General features: G+C 34.1%; 3 protein-coding genes and 1 pseudogene. All 4 read left to right on the forward strand.

The genetic code is table 11. From position 1 onward, the window contains the following. The first annotated feature begins 10 nt into the window (after window positions 1-10). A complete protein-coding gene (locus AC1DRF_RS26430) occupies window positions 11-139 on the forward strand; it encodes a hypothetical protein (protein ID WP_477742122.1) in 129 nt (42 codons plus the stop codon). Between the two features lie 372 nt (window positions 140-511). Further along, window positions 512-676 carry a YezD family protein gene (locus AC1DRF_RS26435; RefSeq protein WP_013056824.1) on the forward strand — a complete coding sequence of 55 codons (165 nt, stop codon included), beginning with the start codon at window positions 512-514 and terminating at the stop codon, window positions 674-676. 347 nt (window positions 677-1,023) lie between these two features. Beyond that, window positions 1,024-1,176 (forward strand): Fur-regulated basic protein FbpA, encoded by a 153-nt coding sequence (locus AC1DRF_RS26440; RefSeq protein WP_097823568.1) that lies wholly within the window; start codon window positions 1,024-1,026, stop codon window positions 1,174-1,176. A 252-nt stretch (window positions 1,177-1,428) separates the two neighbouring features. Then, window positions 1,429-1,694, forward strand: a pseudogene (locus AC1DRF_RS26445) (sulfate transporter subunit); the annotation flags it as partial.

Below are 1,694 nucleotides of genomic sequence, written 5' to 3' on the forward strand. Positions count from 1 at the left end.
CGGTCTAGCCATTACAAAAAAAATTGTTCGGTTGCATGAGGGCACAATACGTGTTGAAAGCAAAAAAGAACAAGGAAGCATTTTTACGGTAACCTTGCCTATCCAAAAAATTAGGGCTAAAAAAGACTCGTCTGTGTAAGTTCATGCAGATGAGTCTTTTTTATTAGGTCAAAGATATAAAAAAAATTAATAATATCTATTTATTTTTTTAATCCCTACTTGACATATAGGTAAAGTGTAAATAATATAGATAGTATAAATCTTTTGAAAAAATTGGGATGCTAAAGAAGCTGATCGGTCAACCGAAGGCTCATACTTGTTCGCTACTAGTGTGGGCCTTTTCTGTACATTGGTTGTGGTCATTAAAATCTCAATCTTCAACTGAACATATGGGGAGGATTACCATGTATTTATCTTCTGCACATTATACAAGTACTTATAGATGTTGTTCGCTTTGTTTATTCAACTGCAACTAAAATATAAATTTATCTATGAATAGGAGAATGATAAAATGGCTTCAATTACACAAGAAAAATTAGATTATATTGTTAAATTACTAACTGAAATCAACTATGGATCTGTACTAATTACCCTTCACGACGGACAAATTACTCAAGTGGACAGCACGGAAAAAAACCGCTTTTTAGCTAAAAGCAAAGTAGCAAGCCACAAATAAGCCTATTTAAATACGTATTTAGAGAAACTGAAGAGCCAGCCTAGCTAGCGAATGCTTGGCGGCGGGGCAAGCAAGTACCGTACTAAATATAGAAAACGTGCGTATTCGAAGAAAAATTGACTTTCTTTCCGGTTAAAGATTTAGAATTTTTTGAATTAAAATTGAGTTATAGGTTGTATGAGTATGACGATGAGAAGTATAAAGCTGCTAAAGCAGCAGCTTTGTACTTTTTGAAATTATGAAAATCTGACAGTTTCATTCCTGTGCTGACCGGATTACCGAAGGCTTCTGACCTGTGTTAGGAGTCTTTTTTTTATTCTTAAATTAATATAATAGGAGGAGAAAAGATGGAAAATTTATTACGAGCAGCGGTGCGGCAAAGAAAACAATACCTCATTGAAAAGTTACTGAAAAAAGGGATTTACAAAAAAGAAAACCATCATCTTTTTGAACTTACACTCTCTGACTTAGAAAAAGAGTATCAGGCACGCAGTAAGTAAGGAAAGCACGTAAAAAGAACTAAAATAAGTGCAAAAAAGATTAAAAACCCAGTTGACTAATAGGTAAAGTGTGTTTATTATAAAAACAAGAATAAATTGTCTTTTCAGAAAGTATCTTCTTTTTATTCTTACGAATAAATTTAATAAGAATAATTTAAGAGCATATACGCTGATCAGACTAACTGAAGGCTGCTTCTCTTTTCAAAGAGATAGCGGCCTTTTTGTATTTTTTTATAAAAAGGGGAGTAAAACATGAAGAAAAAAGCAGTTCAGTTTTTAATGGTGCTAACAGCACTGCTCGTCGTGCTAGCAGGTTGCGGCAATGGGAAATCTACTGAAACAGCAGGGAAAGATAGTTCTGCGAGTAAAAACGATTCARAAAAACCAGTAGAGCTTTTAAACGTTTCATATGATCCTACACGTGAGCTTTATCAGGAGTTCAATAAGAGCTTTGCATCTTATTGGAAAGATAAAACAGGGCAAGACGTTACTATCAAGCAATCACACGGTGGCTCTGG

The organism is Priestia sp. P5_B4 (assembly GCF_056400385.1).

Bases quoted from the DNA above. Each gene is read 5' to 3' on its own strand.
- AC1DRF_RS26435 (WP_013056824.1), top strand. From the start codon at position 512: ATGGCTTCAATTACACAAGAAAAATTAGATTATATTGTTAAATTACTA.
- AC1DRF_RS26440 (WP_097823568.1), top strand. From the start codon at position 1,024: ATGGAAAATTTATTACGAGCAGCGGTGCGGCAAAGAAAACAATACCTC.